The sequence below is a fragment of the Pseudomonas sp. RA_15y_Pfl2_54 genome (assembly GCF_963971015.1).
GTDB classification, from domain to species: domain Bacteria; phylum Pseudomonadota; class Gammaproteobacteria; order Pseudomonadales; family Pseudomonadaceae; genus Aquipseudomonas; species Aquipseudomonas baetica_A.
Map to the genome: position 1 here is coordinate 66,960 of NZ_CAXAPN010000012.1, position 3,583 is coordinate 70,542.

Annotated in this window: 3 protein-coding genes; 2 read left to right on the forward strand and 1 reads right to left on the reverse strand. The window is 60.7% G+C overall.

Going from position 1 to position 3,583, the window contains the following annotated elements; translation table 11 throughout:
* Positions 1 to 148: 148 nt before the first annotated feature.
* Entirely contained in the window at positions 149 to 1,321 is a 1,173-nt protein-coding gene (locus AACY50_RS11155; RefSeq protein WP_339538561.1) for an MFS transporter, read from the forward strand.
* A gap of 20 nt (positions 1,322 to 1,341) precedes the next feature.
* Here AACY50_RS11155 and AACY50_RS11160 read toward each other — a convergent pair whose 3' ends face one another.
* A complete protein-coding gene (locus AACY50_RS11160; RefSeq protein ID WP_339432428.1) occupies positions 1,342 to 2,475 on the reverse strand; it encodes a cupin-like domain-containing protein in 1,134 nt (377 codons plus the stop codon).
* A 129-nt stretch (positions 2,476 to 2,604) separates the two neighbouring features.
* Here AACY50_RS11160 and AACY50_RS11165 point away from each other — a divergent pair, with 129 nt between their 5' ends.
* Positions 2,605 to 3,342 carry a thioesterase II family protein gene (locus tag AACY50_RS11165; RefSeq protein ID WP_339464950.1) on the forward strand — a complete coding sequence of 246 codons (738 nt, stop codon included), beginning with the start codon at positions 2,605 to 2,607 and terminating at the stop codon, positions 3,340 to 3,342.
* The last annotated feature ends 241 nt before the right edge of the window (positions 3,343 to 3,583 follow it).

Here is a 3,583-nt window from a genome sequence, read left to right on the forward strand (position 1 = left end):
ATTTAGCTGACTGATGGCCGGCGGCCAGAGTTCATCGACGAACATGAAATAAACGATAGGAAGGCCTTCACACTCCACCAACAATTCCCCGCTTCCACGCTCATCAGCCTTTATGGCAACTTGGCCGCCCCTGATGAGGCTGCAACCGATGGCAAACCCTTACCGCGAATTGTTCAATGCCCCCGGCGCCCGAAATTTTGTGCTGGCGGGGATGATTGCGCGTATGCCGATTTCCATGACGGGCATCGGCGTGATCACCATGCTGTCGCAGTTGAAGGGCGGGTATGCGCTGGCGGGTGCGGTGGCGGCGACGTTTGCCTTGGCCACCGCGTTTTGTGCGCCGCAGGTGTCGCGGCTGGTCGATCGGTTTGGTCAGGGGCGCGTTTTGCCGCTGTCGGCATTGATCGGTGGCGGGGCGTTGTTGATGTTGTTGCTGTGTACGCGGTTGCAGGCGCCGACCTGGACGCTGTTCATCTTCGCCGCGTTGGCCGGTTGCATGCCGAGCATGTCGGCGATGGTGCGGGCGCGCTGGACGCAAATCTATCGCGGCCAGCCACAACTGCAGACCGCGTATGCGCTGGAGTCTGTGCTCGATGAAGTCTGCTTTATCGTCGGCCCGCCGCTGTCGGTGGGATTGTGCGTGGCGGTGTTTCCCGAAGCCGGGCCGCTGGCGGCGTTGTTGATGTTGGCGATCGGCGTAACGGCGTTCGTGGCCCAGCGCAGCACCGAGCCGGCGGTGCATCCCCACGCATCCCATCACCAAGGCTCGATCATTCGCTCGACGGACGTTCAATGGTTGCTGCTGTTGATGACCGCCATGGGCATCATCGTCGGCGTGATCGATGTGGTCAGCGTCGCGTTCGCCCAGCATCAAGGGCAGCCGGCCGCGGCGAGCATTGTGCTGTCGGTGTACGCCATCGGCTCGTGCCTGGCCGGGATCGCGTTTGGTGCGATGCGTTCGAAACTGCCGTTGCCGCGATTGTTTTTGTATGGCGGTATGGCGACGGCGGTGACAACCTTGCCGTTGCTGCTGGCGAGCAATATTTTCGGGTTGTCGGTGGCGGTGTTTATCGCCGGGCTATTCTTCTCGCCGACGCTGATTGTGGCGATGGCGTTGATTGAGCGTATTGTGCCGCCGGCCAAACTGACTGAAGGGCTGACCTGGCTGGTGACCGGTCTGAGCATCGGCGTCGCTATCGGTGCTGCCGGGTCCGGGGCGCTGGTGGATGCCTTTGGCGCGCGTAGCGGTTTCTGGCTGGCGATTGCGGCCGGAGCGGTGGTGCTGGTTTCGGCGGTGCAGAGCTTCCGACATTTGAAATGAGCTCGTCCTTGTGGGCGCGGTCACCAACCGCGCCCCGAGTTGACCCAGAAGTTCACCGACAGCGACGTCGACACCGACACCACTTGATGGAACCAGCCCTCCGGCAAGAACAGCAGGTCCCCTGCCTCCAGCGTCACCCGCAGGAATGTCACATCCCGCGCCGCCGGGAAGCGTTCGTAGTCCGGCGCATCCGGGTTGAAGTCACAGCCATCCAGACCGCCCTTGGGCGCCGTCGACCAGGTGCCCAGCGCTTCACGGTGATGAGGCGCGGCGAGGGTGAACGTCTTCTGCCCCCAGACCTGAGCAAACAGATTGTCGGTGTCGTCGCGATGCAACGGCGTCAGCGTGCCTTTGGGGCCGATCCAGATTCGTGGCGGGATGAACAGCGTGGCATCGAAGTAGGGCGGGTATTGGATCTGCTGCATCAATTGCGTCGGCAGAATGTTGTTGCCCATGTACGCCGGCGGTTCACCGTCTGCACTTTTGGCCGCTGGCGTGTCCAGCGAGGCGATGAAGTCGGCCATCGATGTCGAACGGAAATCACGTTCGGTAGAGAAGGTTTTCTTCACGTAATCGCCATGGCGAGTGATGCCTTGCAGTTCGGCGAAATGCACCAGCGATTCTTCGCGGCTGAGTTTGAACAACGGCCAGTCGTGCAGCGCGTTGCTGATCACCACGGGAATACCGTTAGGCAAGTACTTGCTTTTGAATTCGCTGACCGACAACTCGTTGCGCGCGCGTCGCTCGATGCTGATCTGTGTCGGCAGGCTGGCGGTGAGTTTTTCACTGAAGCGCGGCGGGGTCGGATAGCGCTTGTTCATGTCGACCTTTTCCGTCACGGGGCCACCGTGCATCGCATGCTCGATGATCTGCGGCAGCAGCGTCGCCAGGCCCATGTTGCCGCCGATCCTCAGGCGACCGCTGGCGAACAGTTCTTCGACGTTGGCCATGCCGCCCATGATCCCGAGAAAATCACACTCGGCGACTTCGATGGTCACATCGGGGCTGGCATGTCGGCCCGGCACAGTGCGGCTGCTGGCCTTGACCTCGGACCAGTAGGCCTGCTGCGGGCCAAACACGAATTGGAAAACGCCTTCGATGCCGACGGCACCGGCATTGGCGAACAACTTGCCCAGAATGCGCTGCAGGTCCACGGTGAATCCTCATTATTGGTTTTGGTCTGAACAGTTAACGAGCGCCTGTATGCAGGATTTACTGGCTGGCGACTAATTTGTTCAGGGCGCAATCCGTTTCTCACTACGGATAGTTTTTTTGAGGAGCGCATGGTGACCAAGCTGACCCTGCTGTGCCTGCCGTACTCTGGCGCCAGTGCCATGGTGTACAGCCGCTGGCGGCCGAAGATGCCGCAATGGCTGCACTTGCAACCTGTAGAGCTGCCGGGGCGCGGCGCACGTTTCGGTGAGCCATTGCACACCGACATGCGTGCACTGGCGAGGCAACTGGCTAAAGAGTTGTGCCCGACACTCAAGACGCCTTACGCGTTGTTCGGCCATAGCCTTGGCGCGTTGCTGGCCTGCGAAATGGCGCACGCCTTGCGTGCCCTCGGTTGCCCGGAACCGGTTGCACTGTTCGCCTCGGGCACGGCAGCGCCGACGATGCGCGCCGATTACGATCGCGGGTTTGCCGAGCCGAAAACCGACGCCGAGCTGATCGATCAATTGCGCACACTCAATGGCACCAGCGAAGAAGTGTTGGCCAACGCGGAGTTGATGAGCCTGACGCTGCCGATCCTGCGCGCGGACTTCCAGCTCTGCGGCAGATTCGAGCCGTTACGGCGACCACTGCTCAATTGCCCGGTGCATGTGTTCGGCGGCAAGGCTGACCGCGCCACCGCCGAGCAGTTGATCGGCTGGAGCAAGGAAACCCGTGGCAGCTTCTCGGTGGACATGCTCGCCGGTGGGCACTTTTTCATTCATGAACATGAGGCCAAGGTGCTGAAGGTGATCAAGGATCAACTCGACCTGCATCATCGCCGGCATGCCAGCGCCGCAACCGCATGATCACGGCAATACCTGCGGGGGCGGGCTTGCTCGCGAATGCGGTGTTTCGGTTGATGTATTGCTGACTGATAAGCGCATTCGCGAGCAAGCCCCTCCCACATTTGATTTGTATTAACTGAAAAATCCCCGTTCTGCTTCCCGCCTGACAGTTGTTCTCATTCGCTAATTTTTCCGGTCTGCATTCGTTTTATAGGGACGACGTGCCTTTGTGCTGCCTGCCTACTGATCCGGATGCTGAGAA